This is a genomic window from Mycolicibacterium iranicum, assembly GCF_014190915.1.
GTDB classification, from domain to species: domain Bacteria; phylum Actinomycetota; class Actinomycetes; order Mycobacteriales; family Mycobacteriaceae; genus Mycobacterium; species Mycobacterium iranicum_B.
This window is the reverse complement of sequence record NZ_JACHVU010000021.1, coordinates 1-25177: the sequence shown is the minus strand read 5'-3', so window position 1 is coordinate 25177 and position 25177 is coordinate 1. Positions and strand designations below refer to the sequence as shown.

General features: G+C 67.6%; 27 protein-coding genes and 1 pseudogene. 11 read left to right on the top strand and 17 right to left on the bottom strand.

Annotated elements, in window-relative coordinates; all coding sequences use genetic code 11:
• Positions 1 to 15: 15 nt before the first annotated feature.
• Complete coding sequence (locus FHR72_RS25680; RefSeq protein WP_183474194.1) at positions 16 to 696, bottom strand: response regulator transcription factor; 681 nt, start codon at positions 694 to 696, stop codon at positions 16 to 18.
• Positions 697 to 1029: 333 nt separating this feature from the next.
• Between FHR72_RS25680 and FHR72_RS25675 the strand changes: the two genes are divergently transcribed.
• Positions 1030 to 3222, top strand: coding sequence for a sensor histidine kinase (locus FHR72_RS25675; RefSeq protein WP_311736258.1), 2193 nt, complete (start codon positions 1030 to 1032; stop codon positions 3220 to 3222).
• On the opposite strand, the gene FHR72_RS25670 is transcribed toward FHR72_RS25675, so the two are convergent.
• Complete coding sequence (locus FHR72_RS25670) at positions 3185 to 3682, bottom strand: hypothetical protein (protein WP_183474191.1); 498 nt, start codon at positions 3680 to 3682, stop codon at positions 3185 to 3187. The genes FHR72_RS25675 and FHR72_RS25670 overlap by 38 nt on opposite strands.
• Positions 3683 to 3790: 108 nt before the next feature.
• Positions 3791 to 5527 carry a GMC oxidoreductase gene (locus FHR72_RS25665; protein WP_183474188.1) on the bottom strand — a complete coding sequence of 579 codons (1737 nt, stop codon included), beginning with the start codon at positions 5525 to 5527 and terminating at the stop codon, positions 3791 to 3793.
• Positions 5528 to 5599: 72 nt separating this feature from the next.
• On the opposite strand from FHR72_RS25665, the gene FHR72_RS25660 reads away from it, so the two are divergent.
• Positions 5600 to 6208, top strand: a complete 609-nt coding sequence (locus FHR72_RS25660) for a TetR/AcrR family transcriptional regulator (protein ID WP_396888524.1) — start codon at positions 5600 to 5602, stop codon at positions 6206 to 6208.
• A 3-nt stretch (positions 6209 to 6211) separates the two neighbouring features.
• Here the strand turns inward: FHR72_RS25660 and FHR72_RS25655 are convergent, their stop codons facing one another.
• Positions 6212 to 7348: a GuaB3 family IMP dehydrogenase-related protein gene (locus FHR72_RS25655; RefSeq protein ID WP_183474185.1), complete on the bottom strand. Its 1137-nt coding sequence runs from the start codon at positions 7346 to 7348 to the stop codon at positions 6212 to 6214.
• A gap of 31 nt (positions 7349 to 7379) precedes the next feature.
• Positions 7380 to 8933 (bottom strand): IMP dehydrogenase, encoded by a 1554-nt coding sequence (gene guaB / locus FHR72_RS25650; protein WP_183474182.1) that lies wholly within the window; start codon positions 8931 to 8933, stop codon positions 7380 to 7382.
• Between the two features lie 136 nt (positions 8934 to 9069).
• On the opposite strand from guaB, the gene FHR72_RS25645 reads away from it, so the two are divergent.
• Complete coding sequence (locus FHR72_RS25645) at positions 9070 to 9474, top strand: DUF5319 domain-containing protein (protein WP_183474179.1); 405 nt, start codon at positions 9070 to 9072, stop codon at positions 9472 to 9474.
• Between the two features lie 25 nt (positions 9475 to 9499).
• Here FHR72_RS25645 and FHR72_RS25640 read toward each other — a convergent pair whose 3' ends face one another.
• The 3 genes from FHR72_RS25640 to FHR72_RS25630 all read right to left on the bottom strand — a co-directional run bounded on the left by FHR72_RS25640 (position 9500) and on the right by FHR72_RS25630 (position 12199).
• Entirely contained in the window at positions 9500 to 10705 is a 1206-nt protein-coding gene (locus FHR72_RS25640; RefSeq protein ID WP_183474255.1) for an anti-sigma-D factor RsdA, read from the bottom strand.
• On the bottom strand, positions 10698 to 11276 hold the full coding sequence (locus FHR72_RS25635; RefSeq protein ID WP_221194431.1) for a sigma-70 family RNA polymerase sigma factor: 579 nt from the start codon (positions 11274 to 11276) through the stop codon (positions 10698 to 10700). Before FHR72_RS25635 ends, FHR72_RS25640 begins: the two co-directional genes overlap by 8 nt.
• 122 nt (positions 11277 to 11398) lie before the next feature.
• Entirely contained in the window at positions 11399 to 12199 is an 801-nt protein-coding gene (locus FHR72_RS25630) for a hypothetical protein (RefSeq protein WP_183474176.1), read from the bottom strand.
• A gap of 390 nt (positions 12200 to 12589) precedes the next feature.
• Here FHR72_RS25630 and FHR72_RS25625 point away from each other — a divergent pair, with 390 nt between their 5' ends.
• From FHR72_RS25625 to FHR72_RS25610, 4 genes are all read left to right on the top strand, one after another.
• A complete protein-coding gene (locus FHR72_RS25625; RefSeq protein WP_183474173.1) occupies positions 12590 to 12880 on the top strand; it encodes a WhiB family transcriptional regulator in 291 nt (96 codons plus the stop codon).
• Between the two features lie 155 nt (positions 12881 to 13035).
• On the top strand, positions 13036 to 13875 hold the full coding sequence (locus tag FHR72_RS25620; RefSeq protein WP_183474170.1) for an SH3-like domain-containing protein: 840 nt from the start codon (positions 13036 to 13038) through the stop codon (positions 13873 to 13875).
• Between the two features lie 22 nt (positions 13876 to 13897).
• A complete protein-coding gene (scnC, locus tag FHR72_RS25615; protein WP_183474167.1) occupies positions 13898 to 14617 on the top strand; it encodes a thiocyanate hydrolase subunit gamma in 720 nt (239 codons plus the stop codon).
• 1 nt (position 14618) lies between these two features.
• On the top strand, positions 14619 to 14966 hold the full coding sequence (locus tag FHR72_RS25610) for a thiocyanate hydrolase (RefSeq protein ID WP_183474164.1): 348 nt from the start codon (positions 14619 to 14621) through the stop codon (positions 14964 to 14966).
• Here FHR72_RS25610 and FHR72_RS25605 read toward each other — a convergent pair.
• The 3 genes from FHR72_RS25605 to FHR72_RS25595 are packed head-to-tail and all read right to left on the bottom strand — an operon-like array spanning position 14905 to position 17735.
• Positions 14905 to 15873 (bottom strand): DUF4349 domain-containing protein, encoded by a 969-nt coding sequence (locus FHR72_RS25605; RefSeq protein WP_183474161.1) that lies wholly within the window; start codon positions 15871 to 15873, stop codon positions 14905 to 14907. The genes FHR72_RS25610 and FHR72_RS25605 overlap by 62 nt on opposite strands.
• Positions 15873 to 16622 (bottom strand): SDR family oxidoreductase, encoded by a 750-nt coding sequence (locus tag FHR72_RS25600; protein WP_183474158.1) that lies wholly within the window; start codon positions 16620 to 16622, stop codon positions 15873 to 15875. Before FHR72_RS25600 ends, FHR72_RS25605 begins: the two co-directional genes overlap by 1 nt.
• Positions 16623 to 16679: 57 nt before the next feature.
• Positions 16680 to 17735: a 3-deoxy-7-phosphoheptulonate synthase gene (locus tag FHR72_RS25595; RefSeq protein ID WP_183474155.1), complete on the bottom strand. Its 1056-nt coding sequence runs from the start codon at positions 17733 to 17735 to the stop codon at positions 16680 to 16682.
• A gap of 245 nt (positions 17736 to 17980) precedes the next feature.
• Between FHR72_RS25595 and FHR72_RS25590 the strand changes: the two genes are divergently transcribed.
• Positions 17981 to 18259 carry a hypothetical protein gene (locus tag FHR72_RS25590; protein ID WP_260156255.1) on the top strand — a complete coding sequence of 93 codons (279 nt, stop codon included), beginning with the start codon at positions 17981 to 17983 and terminating at the stop codon, positions 18257 to 18259.
• Between the two features lie 50 nt (positions 18260 to 18309).
• Here the strand turns inward: FHR72_RS25590 and groL are convergent, their stop codons facing one another.
• Together groL and groES are read right to left on the bottom strand one after the other, a co-directional pair.
• Positions 18310 to 19935, bottom strand: coding sequence for a chaperonin GroEL (gene groL, locus FHR72_RS25585; RefSeq protein ID WP_183474152.1), 1626 nt, complete (start codon positions 19933 to 19935; stop codon positions 18310 to 18312).
• A gap of 89 nt (positions 19936 to 20024) precedes the next feature.
• Positions 20025 to 20327, bottom strand: coding sequence for a co-chaperone GroES (gene groES, locus FHR72_RS25580; RefSeq protein ID WP_003929249.1), 303 nt, complete (start codon positions 20325 to 20327; stop codon positions 20025 to 20027).
• 311 nt (positions 20328 to 20638) lie between these two features.
• Between groES and FHR72_RS25575 the strand changes: the two are divergent.
• A pseudogene (locus FHR72_RS25575) lies at positions 20639 to 21483 on the top strand (DUF222 domain-containing protein).
• 42 nt (positions 21484 to 21525) lie between these two features.
• Here FHR72_RS25575 and FHR72_RS25570 read toward each other — a convergent pair.
• Positions 21526 to 22272: a hypothetical protein gene (locus tag FHR72_RS25570; protein ID WP_183474149.1), complete on the bottom strand. Its 747-nt coding sequence runs from the start codon at positions 22270 to 22272 to the stop codon at positions 21526 to 21528.
• Positions 22273 to 22352: 80 nt separating this feature from the next.
• Between FHR72_RS25570 and FHR72_RS25565 the strand changes: the two genes are divergently transcribed.
• Both FHR72_RS25565 and FHR72_RS25560 read left to right on the top strand, forming a co-directional pair.
• The gene (locus FHR72_RS25565) at positions 22353 to 22994 is read left to right on the top strand and encodes a hypothetical protein (protein WP_183474146.1); all 642 of its coding nucleotides are present in this window, start codon (positions 22353 to 22355) and stop codon (positions 22992 to 22994) included.
• 350 nt (positions 22995 to 23344) lie between these two features.
• Positions 23345 to 23548, top strand: coding sequence for a hypothetical protein (locus FHR72_RS25560; protein WP_183474143.1), 204 nt, complete (start codon positions 23345 to 23347; stop codon positions 23546 to 23548).
• Positions 23549 to 23812: 264 nt separating this feature from the next.
• Here FHR72_RS25560 and FHR72_RS26375 read toward each other — a convergent pair whose 3' ends face one another.
• The 3 genes from FHR72_RS26375 to FHR72_RS25550 form a co-directional block, all read right to left on the bottom strand.
• Positions 23813 to 24064: a hypothetical protein gene (locus FHR72_RS26375; RefSeq protein WP_260156251.1), complete on the bottom strand. Its 252-nt coding sequence runs from the start codon at positions 24062 to 24064 to the stop codon at positions 23813 to 23815.
• An 84-nt stretch (positions 24065 to 24148) separates the two neighbouring features.
• Complete coding sequence (locus tag FHR72_RS26845; protein WP_221194430.1) at positions 24149 to 24316, bottom strand: sigma factor-like helix-turn-helix DNA-binding protein; 168 nt, start codon at positions 24314 to 24316, stop codon at positions 24149 to 24151.
• A gap of 176 nt (positions 24317 to 24492) precedes the next feature.
• Positions 24493 to 25032 (bottom strand): hypothetical protein, encoded by a 540-nt coding sequence (locus FHR72_RS25550; protein WP_183474292.1) that lies wholly within the window; start codon positions 25030 to 25032, stop codon positions 24493 to 24495.
• Between the last annotated feature and the right edge of the window lie 145 nt (positions 25033 to 25177).

The following is a 25177-nucleotide window of genomic DNA, read 5'->3' as shown; positions in this document are numbered from 1 at the left end:
AACGAACGAAAGCGCTCAGTAGAGGTCTTTCAGGCTCAGGATGCCGTCCTCGATCGCCCTGGCCAGCAGCGCCGACTTCGTCGGCGCCGGCCGACCCACCCCGGCGTACTTGGCCCGGGCCCGCTGCAGGTGGGTACGCACCGTCGTCGGAGCGATGAACAGCCGCTTGGCGACCAGGTCCTTGCTCTCGGTCTGAAACCAGGCGACGAGGACCTGTTTCTCCCGGTCGGTCAGCTTGATCCGCCCCACGGTGCTGTCGTTGAGCATGGCCTTGCCCATGCGCGGCCCGACATAGGGCGTGACGGTGTGAGCGGAGTGGATCGCCTCGATGAGGTGCCGCTTGCCCTCGGACTTCACGAGATAGGTCACCGCCCCCAGCTCCAGGCACGTCAGGATCACCTCGTCGGTGGTGATGTGGGAGTAGACGATGACCCGCTGATCCCGGTCGGCGAGGCTGGACAGCACGTCGAAATCCGGCCGGTTGCCCTCGATCTGCAGATCGAGCAGCACCACGTCGATGCCGTCGGGTGGTCCCGGGTACTTCGCGAAGTACTCGGCCGGGCGCGTGAAACTGTCCACCACCTTTATGGGCGGATCGGCATCGGCGCACCACGCCTGGATTCCGGCATGGACGACATCGTGGTCGTCGATGATCGCGATGCGCACCGGATTGCGCGCATCCCCCTCGCGGGACATCCCCCCGACACCTCCCCCAGATAGACACTTTTCGGCAAGTGCCTCCCTACCCTGCGGGTATTTATACCCAGACGTCGATCTCCTCGCGCGAGGAAACGTCTGCGGCGTTGCGAACAGGTTCGTGGGTCGTCGATGGGAACGCTCGACGGCGGCCGAGCGGTGTGGGGTAGGTAGGCCTCGTTCGAGATTAGGAAGCGCGACACGGGTAGGAAAAGCCGACATCGGCGAATTGATACGTTCGACCGACACTCCCGGGCCCCGCCGGCGTCTGCGGGAGCACGAGGCGCGGGCTAACGTACCGGCACGAGGGCGTGGGGTTCGCTGGGGAGGGCCGTGGCGACACGTGGGGGGCCGGAGGCGCGGCATCAGCTGATGAGCCGCGCGGCGCAGGTGGGTCTGCTGATGCGGCACACCGTCAACCTCGCCGTGTCGGGGATCGCGCTGGTTGATCCGAATTCGGCGGCGCTGCCCACAGGTACGGCGCTGCTCGCCGCCGTGGCGTGCTGGTCGGCCTACCGCCTGATGACCCGGTCCCCGGCACTGCGCTGGCTTGTCGTCGACTACGCCGTCACGATCGCGGTGTGTCTGGCCGTCCCGATCCTGGTGCCGGACTCCAATTTCCACCTGAGCAACACCGCGCCGCAGGCGATCGCGGGAACGGCGGTCATCGGCATCTCCGTGTCGGTGTCGGCGCTCGCCAGCATTCCCATGACCCTCGGTATCGCCGCAACGTATGCGATGGGCGCGGCGGCGGTGACCGGTTGGGACGACGTGACCTCGGTGGCAGCGCTCTACTACTTCGCCGTCCAGTGTGCGACGTCGTCCATCATCCGGCTCATGCTGCTGCACGTGGCAGGGGCCATCGACCGGGCGCGCGGCGACCGCGCGGAGGCCGAGATCGCCAGGCGGGTCACCGACGCGGTCCGCGACTACGAACGCGAACAACTCGCCCTCCTGCACGACACCGCCGCCTCGACGCTGCTCATGGTGGGCCACGGCACCACCCTGCCGTCCGAACGCGTCGCCGCCCAGGCTCGCCGCGATCTCGAGCTGCTGCGCGAGGGCAACTGGCAGCCACCCCCACCGCGCGTCGAACTCGTTGCCGCTCTGCGGGACTGCGCCGCGCACCTCTCGACACCGGTGGAATTCGACGGCCCTGAACGACTCTGGGTGGCCGGCGAGACCGCCCACTCGGTCATCGCCGCGGCGCGCGAAGCGATGACCAACGTCGACCGCCACGCGCGTGCCGGCCTGCTACGGGTCACCGTCTCAGAGCATTCGGTGCGCCTCGCCGACGATGGCGTCGGGTTCGATCCACTGGCCCGGCGCCGAGGCCACGGTATCGACGAGTCGATCGTCGGACGGATGCGTCGGGCCCACGGCCGGGCCGCGGTCACGTCCTCACCGGGATCGGGAACAGTGACCGAATTGTGCTGGCGCACAACCCCACCGATCATCGATCCGCCGGCAGTCGACCCGGACCGGCTCATCGACCGGACCCGCACCCGTTACGGTCTCGCGCTCACCGCCTACGCGCTGGTGAACCTCGCCATCACGGTGCCGCCGCAGGATGCCGTGCTGGGTGTTCTCGCCGCACTCGCCGCGGCGGCCGCCGTTCCCGGGATCCTCTGGCAGCGGTGGATATTCGCGTGGCCGGCTGCGATCGCCGTGCTCATCGTGGCTGTCGCCCAGCCGGCATCGCTGCCGCAGGACATGGTGCTCGGCTACGCGCACTGGGCGCAGGGCGCCATCGGCTGGTGCATGGTGCCGCTGATGCTGTCACTGCGGACCGGCAGCGGTGCGGCCATCATCGTCACCTACTGGGTGATCAACAGCGCGGTCGCGTTCGCGCGGGACCCCTCGACACCTCTCCTCGTCAACATCGGGTTCGGCAGCGCGAGCATCCTGGGGGTGCAGCTGTTCGCGCTGGTCTTCAACGGCCTCATGCGTGAGGCCGCCACCGCCGTGGAGGTCGAGAACAGCGCGCGTCAGCGCCTGCTGACCCGGGACCGCATCTCGCAGGCGCTGCGCAGTGAGTATCAGCGCAGATACGCCACCATCGTGGCCGGTGTGGTCCCTCTGCTCGACGCGCTGACCCGCGGCGAGCACCTCGATCAGGACACGCAGTTGCGTGCCAGGGCCGAGAACCGCCGCCTCCGCGCACTTTTCGATCAGGCCGCCACGTTCGACCACCCACTGATGCAGCGTGTCAGGCCGTTGATCGACGACGCCGAAGCCCGGCGGGTCGACGTCGTCATCGACCTGTCGGGGCCCCTCCCCGACCTGGACGACGAGCAGATCGACGCGCTGATCAGACCGCTGCGCACGGTGCTCGACCTCGCTACGACCGCGGCCCGTGTCGTGCTGACGACCGCCGGCGATCAGGCGGAGATCAGCGTGGTGGTCGACCGGGCCGCCGAGGGCCCTCCCCCGGGAGCGTTGAACGACGCCGAAGTGATCACGTCCGGCCGCGAACTGTGGTGTGTGCTCACCGCCGCCACAGCACCGACGCGGCCTCGTCGGTGATGTTCATCGCCTGCTCGAACGCCCGGTTGTCGAAACCCGGCAGCGCCTGCAGCTTCGGCAGCGCGTGGCCGGCGTCGCCGAGAGCGAGGAAGTCGGTCGTCTCGTCGTCGTAGGTCAGCGCGAAGTAGACGTCCTCACGCGACGGGGCCTCCGAGGACGCGATCAACGCGACCTGGACGAGGTCATCCCAGCGGATGCCGCCGGGCCAGTCCCGGTGCGCGTCCAGCAGCGCGTTCACCTCGGGCCCGAAGGGCTGCAGCACAGCGGATTCCCGATCGGGGAACTCGAACCGGATCGCCCGCCTCGTTCCCACGCGCACCGGACCCAGCCGGTAGGGCAACCGCTCCTCGGTCAGGCGGACGTCTCCCCGCGGCCAGGAACCGATCAGCGACGTACCGGCATCGGGACGCAGGCGGTGCGCCTCGATGATCCACAGCCGCGTCGCACCGACCCCGACCAATACCCACTCCGCATGTCGCCAACTGAAATTGGCGCACGCCAGTAGCGGCTCGGCGGCGAACGGCTGAGCTCTGTCGATCAGCTTCTGCGCCCGCCGCCGGTGTAACACCTAGCCCGCCGAGCTCACCGGCTCGATCGGGATCCTGCGCAGCGCGGCCGGCGCCTCCGCGGGCACCATCGGGTTCTTCGGCTCGATCGGCGACAGCCGGCGATACGGTTCGCCCTGACGCGGCCGCAGATCCTCCTCGCCCTTGTTCGGCCACAGCGACGCCGCGCGCTCCGCCTGCGCCGTGATCGAAAGGGACGGATTGACACCGAGGTTGGCCGAGATGGCCGCCCCGTCGACGACCGACAGCGTCGGGTAGTTCCACACCCGGTGGTACGCGTCGATGACGCCGTGCTCGGGGCTGTCGCCGATGGCCGCGCCGCCGAGGAAGTGCGCCGTCAGCGGGATGTTGAACAGCTCGCCCCAGGTGCCGCCGGCCACGCCGTCGATCTTCTCCGCGATGCGCCGGGTCACCTCGTTGCCCGCAGGGATCCAGCTCGGGTTCGGTTCGCCGTGGCCCTGCTTGCTGTCGAGCATGCGGAAGCCGAACTTGGTCTTGCGGGTGAACGTCGTGATCGAGTTGTCCAGGTTCTGCATGACCAGAGCGATCATCGTGCGTTCGCTCCACCGCCGCGGATTGAGCAGTCGCAGTGTGCCTCTCGGATCGCTACGCGCGGTCTGCACCAGCTGCCGCCAGCGCGGCACGTCGCTGCCCTGCGGCCCCGTGCCGTCGGTCATCAGCGTCTGCAACAGCCCCATCGCGTTGGACCCCTTGCCGTAACGGCAGGGCTCGACGTGGGTGTCGGAGGTCGGATGGATCGACGAGGTGATCGCGACGCCGTGCGTGAGGTTGAGGTCATCGCCCACCTTGAGCCGCCCGGCGCCGACGATCGACTCCGAGTTCGTGCGGGTCAGCACGCCCAACTTGTCGGACAGTTTCGGCAGCTTGCCCTGATCGCGCATCTTGAACAGCAGCTTCTGCGTGCCGTAGGTGCCCGCGGCCAGAATCACGTGGTTGGCGGTGAACGTCCGCCGTCTGCGCCGTAGCTTGCCACCGGTGCGGACGGTGCGCACCTCCCACACCCCGTCGGGCCGCTGCTCGAAGCTGGACACCATCGTGAGCGGATGCACCTGTGCGCCTGCCTTTTCCGCGAGCCCCAGGTAGTTCTTCACCAGCGTGTTCTTGGCCCCGTACCGGCATCCCGTCATGCACGAGCCGCATTCGATGCAGCCGGTGCGCTCCGGGCCCGCACCTCCGAAGTACGGGTCGGCCACGGTCTTGCCCGGGGCCTTCTCGCCGTCGGGGCCGAAGAACACACCCACGGGCGTCGGCACGAACGTGTCGCCCACGCCCATGTCCTCGGCGACTTCCTTCATGATGCGGTCAGCGTCGGTGAACGTCGGGTTGGTGACCACGCCCAGCATCCGCTGCGCCTGGTCGTAGTGCGACGTCAGCTCGGCGCGCCAGTCGGTGATGTCCCTCCACTGCGGGTCGTTGAAGAACGGTTCCGTCGGGACGTACAGGGTGTTCGCGTAGTTCAGCGATCCACCGCCCACTCCGGCACCCGCGAGGATCATGACGTTGCGCAGCAGATGGATGCGCTGGATGCCGTACATGCCGAACTGCGGCGCCCACAGGAATTTGCGGAGATTCCACGACGTCTTGGCGAAGTCGTCGTCGGCGTAGCGCCGGCCGGCCTCGAGGACGCCCACGCGGTAGCCCTTTTCGGTCAGTCGCAGCGCGCTCACGCTGCCCCCGAACCCCGAGCCGATGATCAGCACGTCATAGTCAGGCTTCATCAGCCCAGTATCACCTTACCGGCCGGTAACCTGCTAGAAAGGCGACCCTAACTTCGCCGGGAAGTACTGTCTGTGGCTGTGCCACCTCGGACACCCGGCGGGATCAGCGCCCGCGAAGCCAAGCGCCTGCAGACCAGGGAACGTCTGCTGGGCGCGGCGATCGTCGAGTTCAAGCGCGCCGGCATGGCCGACGCCGACGTCGGCGCGATCGTCGGGGCGGCCGGTGTGGCCCACGGGACGTTCTTCTTCCACTTCCCGACCAAGGAGCACGTACTGCTCGAGTTGGAGCGCCGGGAAGAGGACCGGATCGCCAAACGTTTCGCCACCTTCACCAAGACCCCGCGCGACCTGGCGGCGACGCTGCGCGAGGCGGCCGACCTGGTGATGGGCCTCGAACGCCGGCTGGGCGCTCTGCTGTTCAAAGACTTTCTGGCCCTGCACTTCTCCCCCACCCGTCCCCCTGCCGAGCACGGCGAGGATCATCCCCTGATCGTGCTGGTGGCCGGTCAGATCGAGGGTGCACAGGAACGCGGGGACGTCGCGGCCGACGTGACGCCGATCAACTGTGCCGTGTACTTCCTGCTCGGCCTCTACGCGCTGCTCGTCACCACCGACGAGGACACCGGGCGCTCCGGGCTGATCGACGACTACCTGAACCGGCAGCTGCGCAGCATGCAGTGAGGCTCAGCTGCCGACCGTGAGGCCGACCTTCTGGAATTCCTTCAGGTCGCAGTAACCGGCCTTGGCCATCGACCGGGCCAGCCCACCGACCAGGTTCAGCGAGCCGAACGGGTCGTCGGACGGGCCGTTGAGGACCTGCGCCAGCGCCGGACGCTCCTCGTCAGCCACCTGCAGCAGGGCACCGCGCGGCAGGGACGGGTGCGCGGCGGCCGCAGGCCAGAACCAGCCACCACCGAGCGCCTCGGCCGCGATGGCCAGCGGGGTTCCGAGGACCACGGCGTCGGCGCCGCACGCGATCGCTTTGGCCAGATCCCCGGAGGTGTGGATGTCGCCGTCGGCCAGCACGTGGACGTAGCGCCCGCCGGTCTCGTCCAGGTATTCCCGTCGGGCTGCGGCGGCGTCGGCGATCGCGGTCGCCATGGGCACGCTGATGCCCAGCACCTCGTCCGACGTCGTCACCCCCGAGGTCGAGCCGTAGCCGACGATGACGCCGGCCGCACCGGTGCGCATCAGGTGCAGCGCGGTGCGGTGGTCGAGCACGCCGCCGGCGACCACCGGCACATCGAGTTCGGAGATGAACTTCTTCAGGTTCAGGGGCTCGCCGTCCTGCGCGACCCGCTCGGCAGAGATGATCGTGCCCTGGATGACCAGCAGGTCGAGACCAGCGGCCACCAGGGACGGCGTCAGCGCCTGTGCGTTCTGCGGGCTCACCCGCACCGCCGTGGTGACCCCGGCATCGCGGATCCGTGCCACCGCCGCGCCGAGCAGCTCGGGGTCCAGCGGCGCGGAGTGCAGCTGCTGCAGGAGGCGCGTGGACGCCGACGGGTCCGGGTCCTTCTCGGCGGCCTCGACGACCTGGGCGATCTTGTCCTCGACGTCGGCGTGGCGACCGATCAACCCTTCGCCGTTGAGCACCCCCAGCCCGCCCTGACGCCCCATCTCGATCGCGAAGTCCACCGACACCAGTGCATCGGTGGGGTGTGCCACCACCGGGATCTCGAAGCGGTACGCGTCGAGCTGCCACGCCGTCGAGACATCTTTGGACGACCGCGTCCGCCGCGACGGCACGATGTTGATGTCACCGAGTTCGTAGGTGCGACGGGCGGTCCGGCCCATGCCGATTTCCACCATGTCTCGCATGTTGTGCTCCCCTGTTCAGCCCCTGCAGACCCTAGCGGGTGGTGTAGTTCGGGGCTTCCACAGTCATCGTGATGTCGTGTGGGTGGCTTTCCTTGAGCCCGGCGGCGGTGATCTGGACGAACTGCGCCTGCTGCAGATGCTCGATGGTCGACGAGCCGGTGTAGCCCATGGCTGCCCGCAGACCGCCGGTCAGCTGGTGGATGACGGTCGACAGCGGGCCGCGGAACGGCACCCGGCCCTCGATGCCCTCGGGCACCAGCTTGTCCTCGGACAGCACGTCGTCCTGGAAGTAGCGATCTTTGGAGAAGCTGCCCCGCAGGTTGCCGGTGGCGCCGCGGCCCTGCATCGCACCGAGCGAGCCCATGCCCCGGTAGCTCTTGAACTGCTTGCCGTTGACGAAGATCAGGTCACCCGGCGATTCGGCGGTTCCGGCCAGCAGCGAACCCAGCATCGCGGTCGATGCGCCGGCAGCCAGCGCCTTGGCGATGTCGCCTGAGTACTGCAGGCCACCGTCGGCGATCACCGGCACCCCGTGCGGGGCACACGCCGCAACGGCCTCCAGGATCGCGGTGATCTGAGGTGCGCCCACACCGGCCACCACCCGGGTGGTGCAGATCGAGCCGGGGCCGACACCGACCTTGACCGCGTCGGCACCCGCATCGACGAGCGCCGCGGCGGCGGCACGAGTCGCGACGTTGCCTCCCACGACGTCGACGCGGTCGCCGACGGCCACCTTGAGGCGGTGCACCATGTCGAGCACGCCGCGGTTGTGCGCGTGCGCGGTGTCGACGATCAGCACGTCGGCGCCTGCGTCGGCGAGGGTCATCGCCCGCGTCCAGGCGTCGTCGCCGACACCCACGGCCGCGCCCACCAGCAGGCGTCCGTCGCTGTCCTTGGTGGCCAACGGGAACTGCTCGGTCTTGACGAAGTCCTTGACGGTGATGAGGCCGGTCAGCTTGCCGTGCCCGTCGACGATGGGGAGTTTCTCAATCTTGTTGCGCCGCAACAATCCCAGCGCCGCCTCGGCCGACACACCCTCCTGTGCGGTGATCAGCGGAGCCTTGGTCATCACCTCCGAGACCGGCTTGGACTGGTCGACCTCGAAGCGCATGTCGCGGTTGGTGATGATGCCGACCAGCTGCCCGTCCCTGTCCACGACCGGGAGTCCGGAGATCCGGAACCGGGCACACATCGCGTCGACCTCGGCCAGCGTGTTGTCCGGCGAGCACGTCACCGGGTCGGTGACCATCCCCGCCTCGGACCGCTTGACGGTCTCGACCTGCCCGGCCTGTTCGGCGACGGGCAAATTGCGGTGCAGCACGCCCATGCCGCCGGCACGGGCCATCGCGATCGCCATCCGCGCCTCGGTGACAGTGTCCATCGCAGAGCTGACCAACGGCACCTTGAGGCGGATGCGGCGGGTCAGCTGGCTGGAAGTGTCTGCTGTGGCAGGGATCACATCCGACGCGGCGGGAAGCAGCAGGACGTCATCGAACGTGAGCCCGAGCATCGCGATCTTCGTCGGGTCATCGCCGCCGGTGGGCACCGGCATTGCGAGGGGCATGCTGCTTTCGGCGATCGACATGTATGAAGCCTCCGTACACCTGGAAAGCTCCATCTTATCGGCTCCCATATCACCCCGAGACCTCGTCGTTTCCGTTCGCCACGACGTGCCGGGCGAGCGCTGGCGCGATGCCTGCAAGGCTGCGTAGTCTGAAAGCGTGCGAGACCACCTGCCACCAGGATTGCCGCCTGACCCGTTCGCTGACGACCCGAGCGATCCGTCGGCTGCACTCGATGCGTTGGAGCCTGGTCAACCGCTGGATCCGCAGGAGCGCACCGCGGTCGAGGCAGACCTGGCCGATCTGGCCGTGTACGAGGCGCTCTTGGCGCACAGGGGAATTCGCGGTCTCGTCGTCTGCTGCGACGAATGTCAGCAGGATCACTACCACGACTGGGACATGCTGCGCGCCAACCTGCTCCAGCTTCTTGTCGACGGCACGGTCCGTCCGCACGAGCCCGCCTACGATCCCGAGCCCGACTCGTACGTCACCTGGGACTACTGCCGCGGGTACGCCGACGCGTCGCTGAATGAGGCCACGTCGGAGTCCGACGGCTATCGCTGATAGCTGCACAACCCGCGACGCGTGATCAGCGCGTCTGGCCGGGCGCCTGCTGTGCGGGTGCCGGCAAGGCGGGCCTGCCGGGTAGCGCCGGGGCAGCCGGCAGCGCCGGAACAGCCACCACGGGGAGCTGCGCCGGCAGCTGCACCTGAGGAATCGGAAGCGCCATCGGAGTGGTCGTGGTCGGAGTCGGCAACACGACCACCTCATCCTCCACGACATCGTCACCGCTGAACTCGATCGTGGTGGTCGGCAGCGGCGTCGGCACAGGCGTCGGCGAGGGAGCCGGCACTGCGGGCGGTGTCGACTGCGGGGGCCTCGTCGTCGAGGACTGCATGATCACCGTCGTGGACGTCGGCGACGGCACCGCGCTCGTCGTCACCGACGGCGGGATGGACGTCGGAGACGGCGCAGCGGTGGTCGTCGGCGCAGGCGTGGTCGACGGCGCAGGCGTGGACGACGGCGCGCCGCTCTGTGACGGCGTGGCGCTCTCCGACGGCGTGGCGCTCTCCGAGGGCGGTGTCGTCTCGGACGACGGAGGCGTCGTCGTCTCCGAGGGACCCGAGGGCACCGTCACCGCGGGGTCCACGACCACCTCGGGGAACGTGGGCAGGGGCGCACCCGGCGGCACCGTCGCGACAGGGTTCTGAGCCTCGACCTTGACGGTCAGCTCCTGCCACTGCTCGATCAATTCCTCTTTGCGCGCAACATCGTCCACGGTCGCGACCGTGGTCGTCACCGCTTCCAGCTTGTCCTGGGCACCCTGCCAGTCACCCTGCTCGATGAGCTGCTGCACCTGCTGCATCTCGGTCTGCGCGGCCAGGATGACGGCGTCGTCGCGCGGTTGGGTCTGCTCGCCGAACAGCATCGTGCGCAGTCCATAGAGTGCGTCGCCCGGACCGGACCCGGCCACCACTGCGCCGACCCCGCCGATCGCGAGCACCGCCGCGGCGGCCGAGCCGACCACCGCGAGCGGGAACCGCCGCTTCGGGGCGGGCCGGGTCACCCGGTCGAGCGCCGCCGCGGCCTGCTCGGTCGTCAGCACGTGGCCCATCGGGGTCTCGCGCACGTCGTCGCGCCAGCCCGCAAGCAGCTGAGCCAGCTCTGCCTCACCGTGGTCCGTCGCGTAGGGCTGGTCCTGGGTGGCCAGCGCATCGAGGAACTGGTCGGTGCGGTTGATCTCGTTGAGTGAGGGATCGCCGCCACCGGCGTTCCACCGTCCGAAGTCAGGCATGGTCACGCCCCGTCGCCATGATCTCCGCCTTCAACCGCGTCAGTGCGCGGTGTTGAGCCACCCGCACCGCCCCCGCGGTGCTGCCGACGGCGTCTGCAGTTTCTTCGGCGCTCATGCCGACGACGACACGCAGGATCAGGATCTCGCGCTGCTTCTCGGGAAGGATCTGCAGCAGCGCAGCCATCCGCGCCGACGATTCCGAGTCGATCGCCAATTGCTCGGGGCCCGCCTCACCGGAGAAACGCTCCGGGACCACATCCATCGGATCGGCCCGGTTGCGACCGGCGGCACGGTGCGCGTCAGCAACCTTGTGCGCTGCGATGCCGTACACGAAGGCCAGGAACGGGCGTCCCTGATCCTTGTACCGCGGCAGCGCCGTGATGGCGGCCAAGCAGACCTCCTGAGCTACGTCATCAGCTGAGAGACCACTACGTTCCGCGGTTCCCACCCTCGCCCGGCAGTACCGGACGACGAGGGGGCGGATGGTCTCCAGCACCTCCCGGAGTGCGTCCCGATCGCCGGCCACTGCTTCAGCAACGACAGCATCGAGACGTTCTCCCGAAATTGTCATCGTGAACAGGCTCTCCAGCGTTACGTCGGGCCCACATCCCGGAGGGGAGGTGGCAGTGCCGGCCGGTACCGAAGCGGCGCCGGCTCAGCTAAACAATAACGACCGAGAGGGGCGCAACCCCGTTAGCGCGGACGCCACACGCCGCCCCATCTGGTCACCTTCTGCGCCGACTCTTCCCGCAGACGCACCAGCTGGTCGGGAGACAGCGTGGACGAGCCGATGTCGGCGAGGAGGCTGGCGATGGCCCACTGCAGCGGGACGAGGCCGAACCGACGCGTGTCTTCCAGCGCGGCGTCGCCTTCGCTGCGTGCCGACGACAGGTCGCCGGCGCTGCACAGTGCGGCCGCCAGCACCACCTGCGACTTGACCCCGTGTCGTACCGAGCCCGACTCCGGGGCCAGCTGCAGCCCGCGACGGGCGTGCCCGACTGCGGCCGCGCCGTCACCGCGAAACATCGCCAGCTCGGCCGAGACCCAGGCATGCCGGACCGGGAGGCGGGCGGACCCCGAAGCGGCGACCAGCGGGGCGGCGCGTTCGAGGGCCCGCTGGGAAGCGGCGAAGCGGCCCACACCCAACGCGTCGGCGGCCAGTCCGATAAGAGCGTCGGCGCGGGCCTCGCCGGAGCGTGCGCGGGCCTCGGCGCCGCCGTCCCAGGAGCGTGCGAGGTCGTGCCAGCCGAGTTGACGAACGAACGACGCCCGCGCCGTCAGGGCCAGGGACGCGACGGCATCACCGGCCGGCACGCGGCGCAGCCGATCCAGGTCTGCGAATGCGCTGGCGTAACGCCCCTGACCGCCGGCCGCAACCGCGCGCAGCCATAGCTCGCGCGCGTCGGCAGCGGGCGGGAGCGGCCATCTGCCGGGGTCGCCACCGAAGGCCGCGTCCGCGAGATCGTTTGCGGAATCCGCCGGTTCGGTGCTCATCGGATCGCGACCGTATCAATTCCGGACTGTTTTGAAAATCGCGTCAGTTAACAGTTGATGGATGGCGTGTTACAACGAGATCAACCGCAGACCTGACAAACGTGCGCAAATGTCCTGTGTCGCAATGCCGCACCGGCCGAAACCGCGGGTCGACGGAGCCTTCGGCACACGCGCGTACCACCAGTTCCGTTGGCAAAGCCACACTTCGATGAACGTGATGTAAATTTTCTGCCTGCGGATATGTGGTTCCGCACACCGCGCGACTATTGACGGCAATTCGGAAGCCCTTCTACGTTGTGTGCACGAGTGGTCATCGGCGACTGTGCTCGGATTTGTTCCACGACTCGCGCTTCTATTGACGCGTATCGGGTCTGAGGGAGAGGTTTTCCATTGCCACAGCCGCAGCAGCTTCCGGGACCGAATGCTGATATCTGGGATTGGCAGATGCAGGGTGTTTGCCGGGGCGTCGACTCGTCCATGTTCTTCCATCCCGACGGCGAGCGCGGCCGCGCCCGCGCACAGCGCGAGATGCGCGCCAAGGAGATGTGCCGCCGCTGTCCGGTGATCGCCCAGTGCCGCTCCCATGCCCTTGCCGTGGGTGAGCCCTACGGCATCTGGGGCGGCCTGAGCGAGGCCGAGCGCGAGCTTCTGCTCAAGCGCGGTATCCGCCGCACCGCCTAGGACGACCGTCCCCGAGCCCACCCCGGAGTCGCCGCCGGGGTGGGCTTTGTGGGCAAACGCCACCCACCCGAAGCGCAGAGTTGAGAGCATTCGTTGCGACAGCTCTGCGTTTCGTGGGACGGGATTGCCATGTCACACCACCCGAAGGTCTTACCGTGAGCACCGCGGCCGAGCGCGCGGCGCAACTCGAACTCGTGGCGCGCCTGAAGTCGGCGTTCCCCGAGCTGCCGGACGCGCCCACCCCGGACCTCCTCGACGCCGCACGCATCAAGGCCTACCTCAAGCCCGTCCACGACGTCGGCGGCGAACCGGACGCCCCGATGAAGTACGAGAACAAGCAGTACGAGCAGTGGGAAGAGATGACGTACGTCATCTGCGAGGTGCTCGCGTGGCGGGGGATCTGGCTGTCCGAGGAGCGGCGCCGCATCGGCAACGTCGACGTGGGACGTGCAGAGTACCTGGGGCTGCCCTATTACGGCCGCTGGCTTCTCGCCGTGGCCCGGGTCCTGGTCGAGAAGCACCACATCAGTCTCGGCGAGCTGAGCGAACGGATGGCCGAGGTCCAGGGCCGCTACAGCAGTGGCCTCGACGGGCGGAAGCTGGTGGCGCAACCGAAGTCCGAGGGCGACGGATCCCAGGTCAAGCGCAATGAGCACCACCTGCACGCCGTCGGCAAGGGCGATCCGCAGGTCTACGCGGGCCTGGCCGGTGATCCGAAGTTCGCCGTCGGCGACCCGGTGACGGTGCGCGACCTCCCGGTCCTCTTCTACACCCGCACCCCCGAATACGTCCGCGGCGCCCGCGGGGAGATCGCGGCCGTCGCCTACGAGAGCCCCGCCGCCGAGGACGAGACCTGGGACCGCCCCGACGCCAAGCCGGAGTGGTTCTACGTCGTCGCGTTCACGATGTCCGACCTGTGGCACGGATACACCGGAACGGCGACCGATGTCCTGCGCACCGAGATTCCCGAGCGCTGGCTCGAAGCCGCCCACTGACTCGACGCCGGAGAGGACGCTCATGTCGCACGACCACGACCACGACCACGACCACGACCACGACCGCACCGTGAAGCCGATGGTGGACGAGGTCACCGACTTCGAGGTGCTGGAGATCGCCCTGCGCGAACTCTGTATCGAGAAGGGCATTTTCACCGCCGAGGAACACCGGCGGTTCACCGAGTTCGCCGAACAGATCGGTCCCACGCCCGCCGCCACGCTGGTGGCGCGAGCGTGGCTGGATCCGGATTTCAAACAGCTCGCGCTCAGCGAGCCGATGACCGCGAGCAAGCAGGTCGGGGTCGACTGGATGGAACCCACGGGTTTCGGAACGCCGAGCGACTTCACCGCCTTCTCGATCCTCGAAGACACCGCGACATTGCACAACGTGATCGTGTGCGCCTTGTGCTCCTGCTATCCCCGCCCCATCCTCGGCAATTCGCCCGAGTGGTACCGCACACCGAATTACCGTCGGCGCCTTGTGCGTTGGCCGCGCCAGGTGCTCGCCGAGTTCGGCCTCTACCTCCCTGACGACGTGGACGTCCGTGTGCAGGATTCCAATCAGAAGCACCGCTTCATGGTGATGCCGATGCGTCCGGAGGGCACCGACGGCTGGAGCGAGGAACAGCTGGCCGAGATCGTCACCCGCGATTGCCTGATCGGGGTGGCCCTGCCCAAACCCGGTGTCACGACGAACGTCATCGTCGACACCCGCCCCGCCGTGCACCCGATCGGGGACTGACATGGACGCCCCCGACAGGGTCGACGTGCTCGACGGCATCGTGGAACGAAACCAGGTGTGGCCGAGGATGGCCGCCAAGTACGGCGTGGAGAACCCGGTGCCGCCGTGGAAGACGAGCCTCGACGGATTCTGCGACGCCCTCGATCACGCCGCCTGCGACGCAGAGGTGCCGAACTTCCAGGAGCGCCGCGACGAGGAGGACGCGCTGTCTTCGACGCTCTATGCCGAACTCCCCTACCCGGAGAACCAGCTGGTGTCCCTCGCACACTCGCTGCTGGCCCGCGGGGTCATCGACGAGGCGACTCTGGCTCAGAAGATGGCGGCGGTGCGGGCTCGTCTGGAGGCGTGACGGCCGGCGCAGGGGTCGCGCGTGCGTGAGGCGCGGGTGCCCGAGTCGCGCGTGACTGGGCCCACCGCACGATGCCGTACACGGCAGCGCCGATCACCGCGGCCACACCCAACCATGGCAGCATCAGGCCGAGCACCATGATCGCGCCACCGGCGACGGCGATCAGCCCGTCCCATCCGCGGTGGATCTGACCGAGGAAGCCCTCGTACTTCTCCGGCGCGGGACCGCCCTCCTCCTGGGCGTAGAAGCTGACGTCCACCGTGCTGTAGGAGATGCGGTCTCCCAGCGTCTCGCGTTGGGCCCGCAGGCTGTCGAGCTCCGCCTGCCGCTGCGACAGCGCGTTCTCGGCCGAGATGAGCGCCTCGGGATCGCGGGCGTCGCGCATGATGCCCAGCAGCCGGTCCACCGAGGTCTGCAGCGCCCTGATGCGCGCGTCCAGGTCGACCCGCTGGGCGGTGACGTCCTCGGATGTGGTCGAGGCCGTCTCGACGGTCCCGAGCGCCTTCAGGTCGCGCATCGCCTGGTCGAGCTTGGCCGACGGCACCCGCAGCACCACCGACGTGACGGCGCGCCCGGTGCCCGACCCCGCATCCTCGGTGCGGCTGTCGACCCGGCCGTCGACGCGCTCGACGATCACGGCCGCGTCATCGGCGGCCGCGGACGGGTCCTGGACGGTGATCGTCATCGACGCCGTCTTGACCACGTCTCGCTTCTCGGCCGGAGGGGGCGCCTGGGGCGGCCCGAATTCGGGCGCGGAGCCCACCACCGAGTCGGTGGCGCTACCGCCACCGCCGGGCATCATCGGGCTGGCGGGCGCATCGCCGCCGGACCCCGACGACCCCGAGCAACCGGACGCGACGCCCATCGCCACCACGCCCGCGAGCACCAGTGCGGGAACGCGGGGCATCAACGAGCGCCCGCGGCGAGCCACTGCTCGAAGGTCGTCGGCGCGATACGGGCGTTGTCGCCGGGCAGCAGCACGTTGCCCGCCATCTCCACACCCAGCGGACCCGACCACGTCGGAACCAGCCTCACGTCGCGCCCGAGCACCTGGTGCGTCCGACGCGCCATGTCCACCAGATCCTGCGTCTCCGGACCTGCGACGTCGACATGCCGTCCCTGCGGGTCTCCGGTGGCGACCTCGGCCAGCACCTCGGCGATGTCGTCGGGTGCGATGGGCTGCACGAGCAGCGGCGCGATCGTGGCCACCCCGTCGTGTTCGGTCCAACTGGCCGCCAGTCCGGCGAAGTCGTGGAACTGGGTGGCCGGGACGATGGTCCACGGCACCGGGCCTGCCTCGACGAGCCGCTCCTGTTCCCGCTTGCCCGCGTAGTGGTCGGTGCCACCCGAGATCCGGTCGATGCCGACGATGGACAGCAGCACGTGATGCCGCACCCCGGCCCGCTGTTCTGCCTCCAGCAGGTTGGTCGTGGTGGTGCCGAAGTACCGCTTGGTCTCCTCCTGGCTGATCGGCGGCGAACTGATCGCGTCGATCACCGCGTCCACGCCGTCGAGCGCTGCCTCCAGCCCGTCCCCGCTGAGCAGATCCACGCCCAGGGAGCGGCTGATACCCACTGCCTGATGGCCCTGCCGCTGCAGTGCCGTCACCGCGCGGGCACCGATGTTGCCGGTCGCCCCGGCTACTGCGACTCGCATGGGTTGATCATGAAGCTCTCGACGAGATCGCGCGCCGCGATTGCCGAAATAGTCCGCTCAGCGGCGATCGGCGAGCTCCCGCAGCACCGCCTCGGTCGCGTCCCAGTCCATGCACTTGTCGGTCACGGACTGCCCGTAGGTCAGCGGACGCGACTCCGGCGCCTGCGCACCGGCCACCAGGAAGCTCTCCAGCATCACGCCGCTCACCGGCAGCCCGTCGCGGACCAGCTGCGCGACTTCGGTCGCGACGCCGGCCTGACGGATGTGGTCCTTGCCGGAGTTGGCGTGGCTGCAATCGACGACGACGCGCGCGGGCAGACCCGCTGCCGCGAGCCGGTTAGCGGCGGCGGTCACCGAGTCGGCGTCGCAGTTCGGCCCGTCGGTGCCGCCGCGCAGGATCACGTGGCAGTCCAGGTTGCCGGTGGTGCTCACGAGCGCGCCGCGACCGAGGTCGTTCATCCCGAAGAAGACGTGCGGCGCGGCAGCCGCTTTGACGCCGTCGACCGCGACCTGGACGTTGCCGTCGGTGCCGTTCTTGAAGCCGACGGGCATCGAGAGTCCCGAGGCCAGCTGACGGTGCACCTGGGATTCCGTCGTCCGCGCGCCGATCGCACCCCAGGCGACGGCGTCGGCGATGTACTGGGGACTGGTCGGCTCGAGGAACTCACAGCCGACCGGCAGACCGATGTCGATGATGTCCAGGAGCAGCTGACGGGCGACGCGCAGTCCGCGGGCCACGTCGAAGGTGCCGTCCATCGCGGGGTCGTTGATCAGGCCTTTCCACCCGATCGTGGTGCGCGGCTTCTCGAAGTACACCCGCATGACGATCTTCAGCCGGTCCCCCAGCTGATCGGAGATCGGCACCAGCCGGCTCGCGTAGTCCAGCGCCGCCGCCGGGTCGTGCACGGAGCACGGGCCGACCACGACCAGCAGCCGATCGTCTCGCCCAGCGAGGATGTCGGCGATCTCGTCGCGGTCGCGGGCCACCCGCTCGGCCCGCCGGGCGCCCAGCGGGAACTCGGTGACGACGTCGTGGGGGCTGGGGATCTCGCTGAAGCGGCGGATCCGCCGGTCGGACGTCTCCTGCGGGGCGGCGATCTGCGCCAGGTTCACGATGGTGCCTTTCTGTGACGGGCACCTGCGTATCGACCGGCGCCCTTGAATGACGAAAGGCAGCGACCTGATGGTCACTGCCTGGGCTCCGGGGGGATACGTGCGTTAGCGCTGCGCGTTATCGGCTCCACCCGGAGCCTCGATAAAGCGCCAATAGGCGGCACGTACACCGATGTTCACGCGACGAGGGTATACCGGGCCCGGTCCGAGGACAAACCGCGGTCGGCGAAGCGCACAATGGCGGTATGAGCGAATCATCGGAGAGCGCGGACGTCGAAGCCGTCCCGGAGGACACCGACAACGAGGACACCGCTCGGCAACGATGGCTCGCGGCGGTCGCCGAGGACTCGCGAACCGAGGCGCGGCATCTGTCGGCCGCCGAGGTGATGGCACACCGCCCCGAGCTGCCCGACGAACATCTCGCCGCCGCCGAGGAATTGGTGCAGATGGGTCTGGCCTGGAAGAACGAACTCGACGGCGAGTTCTCGTACACCCCGATCGATCCGGCCGGCAAGCCCGCCTAGACGAAAACACCCCCGGCCCATTCGGACCGGGGGTGTCTCGTTGCACTGACTCAGTGGTGGTGATGACCGTGGCCGTGCCCGTGGCCGTCATCCTCCGCCTCGGCCGGCTTGTCGACCACCGCGGTCTCGGTGGTGAGCACCATGCGGGCGACCGACGCGGCGTTGACGACCGCGGAGCGGGTGACCTTCACCGGGTCGATCACACCGTCGGCGATCAGGTCGCCGTACTCCAGCGTCGCGGCGTTGAAGCCCTGTCCCTCAGGCAGTTCCGCGACCTTGTTCACCACGACCGCTCCGTCGAGACCGGCGTTGGTGGCGATCCAGAACAGCGGTGAGGACAGGCCGGCGGCGAACACCTCGACACCGAGCGCCTCGTCGCCCTTGAGCTCCGAGCGGAGCTTGTCCAGGGCGCTGCGGGCATGCACCAGAGCGGCGCCGCCGCCGACCACGATGCCTTCTTCGACGGCAGCCTTGGCTGCGGCCACGGCGTCCTCGACGGCTTCCTTGCGCTTCTTCAGGTCGGTCTCGGTGGCCGCGCCGACCTTGATGACCGCGACGCCGCCGGCGAGCTTCGCCAGCCGCTCCTCGAGCTTCTCGCGATCCCAGTCCGAATCGGACACCTCGATCTCGGCACGCAGCTGCGTCTTCCGGCCCTCGATGGCGTCCTGGGTGCCACCGCCGTCGACGATGACGGTGCTGTCCTTGTCGACGACGACCCGGCGGGCCGTCCCCAGCACCTCCAGGCCGACCTCGCGCAGGACCAGGCCCACGTCGGGGTTCACGACCTGACCGCCGGTGACGACCGCGAGGTCGTCCAGGAACGCCTTGCGACGGTCCCCGAAGAACGGAGCCTTCACGGCGACAGCCTTGAGGGTCTTGCGGATCGCGTTGACGACGAGGGTCGAAAGCGCTTCGCCCTCAACGTCTTCGGCGACGATCAGCAGCGGCTTGCCGGCCTCTGCGACCTTCTCCAGCAGCGGGAGCAGGTCGGGCAGCGAGCTGATCTTCTCGCGGTGCAGCAGGACGAGCGCGTCCTCCAGAACCGCTTCCTGCGAGTCGAAGTCGGTGACGAAGTAGGCCGAGAGGAAGCCCTTGTCGAAGCCGACACCCTCGGTGACCTCGAGCTCGGTGTTCAGCGTCGAGGACTCCTCGACGGTGACGACGCCGTCCGTGCCGACCTTGGTCATGGCCTCGCCGACCAGCTCGCCGACCAGCTCGTCACGCGACGAGACCGTGGCGACCTGACCGATGGACTTCGCGTCGTTGACCGGGGTGGCGGCGGCCAGCAGCGCCTCTGAAACAGCCTCTGCCGCTTTGGAGATGCCGGCGCCGAGGGCGATCGGGTTGGCCCCGGCCGCCACGTTGCGCAGGCCCGCCTTGACGAACGCCTGCGCCAACACGGTGGCCGTGGTGGTGCCGTCGCCGGCGACGTCATTGGTCTTGGTGGCGACCGACTTCACCAGCTGTGCGCCGAGGTTTTCGAACGGATCCTCGAGGTCGATGTCGCGGGCGATGGTCACGCCGTCGTTGGTGACGGTCGGCCCGCCCCAGGACTTGGCGAGGACCACATGGCGACCGCGCGGGCCCAGCGTCACCTTGACCGCGTCGGCGAGCTTGTCGACGCCGACCTCCATGGCGCGACGCGCGGTTTCGTTGAACTCAATCTGCTTACTCATGAATGTCTTTCCCTAGAGACGGGTGGAACGCGCACCGCCCCGGACATCACCCGCATACGCGGGAACGTCCGGGGCGGAACACGGTTCGCTTACTTGGAGACGACAGCCAGCACGTCGCGGGCCGAGAGGATCAGGTACTCCTCGCCGTTGTACTTGATCTCGGTGCCGCCGTACTTGCTGTAGATGACCACGTCGCCCTCGGACACGTCCAGAGGAATCCGCTTCTCGCCATCCTCATCCCAGCGGCCGGGGCCAACTGCGACGACGGTGCCTTCCTGCGGCTTCTCCTTGGCGGTGTCGGGGATGACCAGACCGGAAGCGGTCGTGGTCTCGGCCTCGTTGGCCTGAACGAGGATCTTGTCCTCGAGTGGCTTGATGTTCACGCTCGCCACGATGGAGCCCCTTCACTTCTGTTGTTTATGTGGGTGTCTGCTTACACGGTGGCCGGTGCCTACCCTCGCGCCGTCGTCGCGGGTGCCGACACAGGGGTGAACCGACCTGCCGCCTAGCACTCTATACACGAGAGTGCTAGCGCTCAAGGTCGGGGCGGAAGTAAGTGGGCGGTGCAGAGCGCAGGGGCGCACCTACCCGGCGAGGGTCGGTCGTGGGTGGGTTATCCACAGCTTTGTTTCGGGGCTGAGGTTATCCACAGATCCGGGTATCGACGCTGATCAGCCTGGTGATCCGTCCTAGAATCGTACGTATGTTCGATCGTATGTTCGCCGACGTGGAGGAGTCCACTGTGGTGGAGGCGATCGCTGAGGGCGCACGGGCCGAGGCGGTGGCCGCGGCGCGGCGGCTGGCCGCGATCGCCGAGCTGGTGCACCAGACCGTGGACGAGGACGACGTGCGCGGCGAATGGGCGTGTGATCCGTGGGCGGCGACAGCCGCCCAGGTCGGGGCCGCGCTGGGGGTCGGTACGCGGCGGGCCTCGGCGCAGATGCGGATCGCGGTGGCGCTGCGCGATCGGCTGCCCGCGGTCGCTGCTTGTTCGCGCAGGGGCTGCTCAGTGTCCGGGTGGTCTCGGAGATCACCTGGCGTACCGCACTGGTCACCGACGAGTTGGCCGCCACGGTGGATGCGGCGATCGTCCGTGCGGGGACCCGGTGGGGTGCACTCTCGGACGAGAAGTTGGCGCGAGCCATCGATGCGGTGGTGGGGCGCTATGACCCGGATGCGGTCAAGCGGGCCAAAGAGGTGATCGCGAGCCGCGACATCAAATTCGGCGCCCTTGACGACCCCAACGAGATCGTGGCGGTGTGGGGCCAGCTGCTGCCCACCGACGCGGCCACGTTGAAGGCGCGGCTTGCCGCGATGCTGGCCGATGTGTGTCCGCACGACCCGCGCAGCGCCGGGGAACGGCGCTCCGATGCGATGGGGGCGATCGGACGAGGCGAGACACACCGCGAAGGGTTCGTGACCGTCGAGGAAGCAGCCCAGCAGATGCCGGAACAGCGGTTGCGGCAACTGGTTCGGCACCGCATCCTGCGCTCCGTCGGGCACGGGCCCGGCCCGCCGGTACAGCCCGCCATCACGAACCGCGCCTAAGACGGGAGCGGCTGCGGCGGGATCGACGACTGTCGTGGCCACCTAGTGCCCGCGGCCGGTCGCTCGCTGCTCGTAGAGCTTCATCGCCTCCTTGACAAACAGCGTTGCCACGTACAGCGCCGTATCGAACGTTTTCTCATCGAAGAGATGCGGGTTCGGACGTTGAGTGTCCGACCAGTAATACCCGTGGGCTGTGGACGATCCCACACGCCATAAATGCTGCGCGGCGTAGCCTTCCGGAGTGTTGGCAGGGACCAGTTGTTGAAGCATTGTCACTGTGTCGGGTGGCGCGGTCAGCTTCGCCATACCTAGCTCTGGCGCGCGAGCGTTGAATTCCTGCATCGGAGCCTCGAAGTCGGACAGGATCTGGTCGGCCTGCCGCTTCAGCTCTTCGGTGGCGGCGGCGCCGGATATCGTCTTGAACGCCTTGCGTTGTTCATCGAGGTTAATGTATTCGATTCGCAGGCAACGTGTTTGCCGTTCATGGGATGTATCAGGAAGAAGCATCCACATCGCCCTAGCCGATGCCAACAGAACGGTCCGCAAAATGGTGAACGGCGCGTAGTGCCGCATCGGCTCTCCGCTCACCATTGCATCCACCACCGAACCCAACTGATCCAGCGCCATGATGATGCTGTGATGCGCCACTGACGCCGCATTTGGGCCGTCGGCCAACAGGTCACTCCCTGGCTGCGGACGGCGATCCGCATTGCCCTTGATCATCCACGGGTCGCCGATCTCTCGGAACCACTCGACGGCTCCTCGGCGCGGTTCGTAGCCTATGTCCATCTACGTATTGTGCCGGGGCAAAGACCCCAGCCGGGTCCGTCCCTGCATGTTGCCCGTTAGAGCGCGCTAGATTCTGACGCATGGCCGATGGAGTAGCTATCGCTGGGTTGGTCTTCGGGGGGATCGGGAGCGCCATTGGAATTGGAGCGGTTGTGTACGCCCACATTGGCAACTCCATCGCTAAGAGGTCGGAGCAGACGGCCGAAGACACCAAAGTGTTGGCTGAGAAGGCCAATGACCTGGCCCGCGAGTCCAACACCATCGCGACCGACGCTAAGCAGCTCGCTGAGGAATCCAACGACATCAGCCGGCGCGGTGAACTGCGCGAGACGGAGCGCCACGATGTCCACTGGGAAGGTGATTGGGAAACCCCGGGCAGGTACGTACTGACCAAGTTGGGTAACGACGAGGCCCACCATGTCACGGCGTCGGTGGTCTACAAAGCCGAACGCTTGACACGCCAAACGGACCTCATCAGCGACGCCGGCAATGTCTTGATATTCGAATTCCCGAGCGCGCTGCAGGACTTTCACCGAGAGGCTCGCGAACACTTGGCGGACCTGCGAGCGGCGCGCGCGTCCACATACCGCCTCGGACCAATTGGTGGGCGCCGCGCACACAGAATCGAGGAACGCGTGGACTGGAGCACACCACGAGGTAACCCCAGGCATCACGAGGACGCGAGCCTGGCTACATTTGACCGCTGGTATCCCGAAGACTGACTACCACCGTCACCGCCAACTGACCCACCGGGACAGACCGGGGGTGGGTCGAAACTCTCCCCGTTCCTCGCCGCCCTAGCCGCCTGGTCGGGGTAGCCACCCGAGGTCAGCCGAACGACTTTGTTCTGCGACAACGTCTTCCAGGTCGGTCCGGATGGCGCTCTTGAACTGGCGTTTGTTCTCGTCGGCAATCCTGTACGCGCACCGTAACATCGAACAGTATGAAGTCAGTTGACGGCGGTCGTGAGCGTCGACATCGGCGGGTGGTGCAGCTGGTGCTGGCGGGAGCTTCGTAACGGGAGGCCGGGGCGGCAGTGGGTCTGCGGTCGTCGTCCACGGTCCACGCCATCATGCAGAAGGCATTGGCCGGTGATGCCCGTCTTGAGGTCCTGTCCTCGGAGGCGGGGGCGATGTTCTGGGGCTCGGAGGCATTGATCCGCGCGAACTGGCTTGATGCGATGGCCGGTGACTATCACGCTTCTGTGATGGTGCTGCGGCAACTCGATGAGCAGGCAAGGTTGTTCGGACTGCATGAGCGCACCGCTGCCAACTGACTCTGCGGGTTGATGCCGAAGCCTGTGTTGCGCTGCGGGATTCGATGCGTGGTGGGCTAGGGGGCTATCCTTGTGAGTGGTCGGTTGCGCTCGTAATGGTCATGAGCCGGATGCTCGGTCTCTGTGTGCCACGAGAGGCCGGGCATCTTTATGGGGTTTATCTGTAGGGGCCTCTAGGCATTCCTGCGAACGCTCGCTACACCGCCGGTCTACGGGTTTCCGACTTCGGCGCACTGCTCCACGTGATGTGGGCCCACCCGCGCCTCAGGGTATGACGGCCGGTAATCGCGAAATCTGGCGGCCCACGACGGTCAGTTCGGCGTACTCGTTAACGCGGATCAGCAGGTCGCCGTCTTCCGGCATCCGGGGGCGGTAGGCCCACCCACCGCGGCGCCTCACCCTCGCAATCGGTGGGATACTGGGGTCGAACTCCACCACCTGGTCGATGAGCCTGCGGTAGAACCCGCGCAGACGGCCCAACGTCCCCTGGTCCATACCGACGCCACACGTCGCCATGTACCGGCCGTGTTCGCGAAAGCGCCGATAGGGGCTGGTCTGACTCAGGTAGGCAGCGACCTTAAACGGAAAGTGCTGCAGGACTTACTCTGATGGGGTCAGTCGGCCGTTGTAGTTGTGCTTGATCCACGAAACATATTGACGTGTAACGCCATACATACGTGCGATTTCCGACTGGCTGTAGCCCTTCCCCTTCAGATCCTCGATTATGGCGAGAGTCAGCGGTTTACGGGGCTCCAGACTAGGGGGCATTGTGTAGCTCTCCCTCCGATGGGTGGATGCCGGAAACATTCAGGCGGCCATACCCTGCCGTCGGTACCCCCACCGCTGACTGTACTCATTGCGTACAGTCACAAAACGGCTTCCTAGTCGGAATGGCCTCTTGCATTTCACTGAAATAGGGGTGGGATGGTCGGCGGGGCACCGGCTCAGTAGTTGCCTAAGTAAGCAATGTCGCCGGTCGATGTGAGTACGTCAATCTGGGTCAGAGGGGGTTGAACGCCCTGCGTGAAGTTATAGACGCCTCGGGCGACATGCTCGCCGAAGTCGTACCAGTCCGTTGACCCCTCCCACTTGCCGATCCAGACGCTTTCGGGTGCGAGGGTGATGTTGACACTGCCGGGGTCGTCAGATTCGATCTTGCCGATGGCGCACGCCCAGACGACGACGGTGGTGCACATATCTTTGAAGGCGGCGGGCCGGTTGTAGTCGTTATCCATCAGGCCGTCGAGCACTGCGGTTTCGATCTGTTGGGCGTACCTGGTGCTGACGGCCTCGGTGGTAGCGGGTGCGACCGTTCCGCCGGGCGCAGCGGTGGCGGCCGGCACGGTCGGTGACGCGTTGGCGCTTGTCGACCCGGTGCTGGTATCAGACGTGGAACAAGCCGTTATCAGCATGAGGCCGGTAAAGCCCGCGATTGTGGCGATGACATTGCGTAACGTGATTGGTTTTTGCCTCGAATCCCCCATTCTGGCCAGAGCTTGTCAAGATTTCTGTGTATGAGCAGCGGTTGATTAGTATGTAGGGCTCTAGTCGGTCTGGATAGTTGAGTACGAGGGCTGCCAGTGCGTGCTTCCATCCGGTCACGATGGCGCCTTCGACGAGGCGGTTGCT

Coding starts and splice junctions, on each gene's coding strand:
- FHR72_RS25610 (WP_183474164.1), top strand. CDS start 14,619: ATGGACGCCCCCGACAGGGTCGACGTGCTCGACGGCATCGTGGAACGA.
- FHR72_RS25635 (WP_221194431.1), bottom strand. CDS start 11,276: ATGACAATTTCGGGAGAACGTCTCGATGCTGTCGTTGCTGAAGCAGTG.
- FHR72_RS25565 (WP_183474146.1), top strand. CDS start 22,353: ATGGCCGATGGAGTAGCTATCGCTGGGTTGGTCTTCGGGGGGATCGGG.
- FHR72_RS25640 (WP_183474255.1), bottom strand. CDS start 10,705: ATGCCTGACTTCGGACGGTGGAACGCCGGTGGCGGCGATCCCTCACTC.
- FHR72_RS26375 (WP_260156251.1), bottom strand. CDS start 24,064: ATGGCGACGTGTGGCGTCGGTATGGACCAGGGGACGTTGGGCCGTCTG.
- FHR72_RS25665 (WP_183474188.1), bottom strand. CDS start 5,527: ATGAAGCCTGACTATGACGTGCTGATCATCGGCTCGGGGTTCGGGGGC.
- FHR72_RS25600 (WP_183474158.1), bottom strand. CDS start 16,622: ATGCGAGTCGCAGTAGCCGGGGCGACCGGCAACATCGGTGCCCGCGCG.
- FHR72_RS25590 (WP_260156255.1), top strand. CDS start 17,981: ATGAGCGAATCATCGGAGAGCGCGGACGTCGAAGCCGTCCCGGAGGAC.
- FHR72_RS25560 (WP_183474143.1), top strand. CDS start 23,345: ATGCAGAAGGCATTGGCCGGTGATGCCCGTCTTGAGGTCCTGTCCTCG.
- groL (WP_183474152.1), bottom strand. CDS start 19,935: ATGAGTAAGCAGATTGAGTTCAACGAAACCGCGCGTCGCGCCATGGAG.
- FHR72_RS25655 (WP_183474185.1), bottom strand. CDS start 7,348: ATGCGAGACATGGTGGAAATCGGCATGGGCCGGACCGCCCGTCGCACC.
- FHR72_RS25570 (WP_183474149.1), bottom strand. CDS start 22,272: ATGGACATAGGCTACGAACCGCGCCGAGGAGCCGTCGAGTGGTTCCGA.
- guaB (WP_183474182.1), bottom strand. CDS start 8,933: ATGTCGATCGCCGAAAGCAGCATGCCCCTCGCAATGCCGGTGCCCACC.
- FHR72_RS26845 (WP_221194430.1), bottom strand. CDS start 24,316: ATGCCCCCTAGTCTGGAGCCCCGTAAACCGCTGACTCTCGCCATAATC.
- FHR72_RS25550 (WP_183474292.1), bottom strand. CDS start 25,032: ATGGGGGATTCGAGGCAAAAACCAATCACGTTACGCAATGTCATCGCC.
- FHR72_RS25630 (WP_183474176.1), bottom strand. CDS start 12,199: ATGAGCACCGAACCGGCGGATTCCGCAAACGATCTCGCGGACGCGGCC.
- scnC (WP_183474167.1), top strand. CDS start 13,898: ATGTCGCACGACCACGACCACGACCACGACCACGACCACGACCGCACC.
- FHR72_RS25680 (WP_183474194.1), bottom strand. CDS start 696: ATGTCCCGCGAGGGGGATGCGCGCAATCCGGTGCGCATCGCGATCATC.
- FHR72_RS25605 (WP_183474161.1), bottom strand. CDS start 15,873: ATGCCCCGCGTTCCCGCACTGGTGCTCGCGGGCGTGGTGGCGATGGGC.